The sequence below is a fragment of the Hymenobacter profundi genome (genome assembly GCF_019334315.1).
GTDB classification, from domain to species: Bacteria; Bacteroidota; Bacteroidia; order Cytophagales; family Hymenobacteraceae; genus Hymenobacter; species Hymenobacter profundi.
Genome location: NZ_JAHWGL010000216.1, coordinates 1 through 685 on the forward strand (window position 1 = coordinate 1; position 685 = coordinate 685).

Here is a 685-nt window from a genome sequence, read left to right on the forward strand (position 1 = left end):
GCTGACGGAGGCCAAATCCAATAACTGGACCGATGCGCTGTCGGGCAAGGTGGCGGGGCTGAACCTAGTGCGCTCGGGTGGCGGGCCGGCGGGTACCAACCGCATCATCTTGCGCGGGGAAAGCTCCCTGGCCGGCGACAACGACGCCCTGATTGTGGTGGATGGCGTGGTGCTGGGCGGCTCGAACCGCAACACCGGCACCGGCAGCTCGGCCTACCTCCAGAGCGAGTCGCCGGTGGACTTCGGTACCAGCCTCAACGACATCAACCCCGAGGACATTGAGTCGGTATCGGTGCTGAAGGGGCCGGCGGCGACGGCGCTGTACGGCGCCCGCGGGGGCAACGGGGCCATCATTATCACCACCAAATCGGGCAAGGCGCGCAAGCGGGGCATCGGCGTTACGTTCAACTCCAACTCCTCGATTGAGACGATTTCGCGCTGGCCCGACTTTCAGTACGAGTACGGCCAGGGCTCGGCGGGCGAGAATTACTACTCCTACAACGCCACCGAGGACGGCCCCAGCACGCGCAGCACCAGCTCGGCCTGGGGGCCCAAGTTTGACGGGCAGCAGTTCTACCAGTACGACCCCGCCACCAACACCACCGCCACCGAGCGCACTAGGTTCAGCCCCGCCACCTTGCCCGACAGCGCATCGGTCCAGTTATTGGATTTGGCCTCCGTCAGC

At 65.5% G+C, this 685-nt stretch carries 1 protein-coding gene; it reads left to right on the forward strand.

What is annotated here, in order from left to right:
* A partial coding sequence (locus KYK14_RS21980) for a TonB-dependent receptor plug domain-containing protein (RefSeq protein WP_219161772.1) occupies positions 1-685 on the forward strand: 685 nt, incomplete at both ends.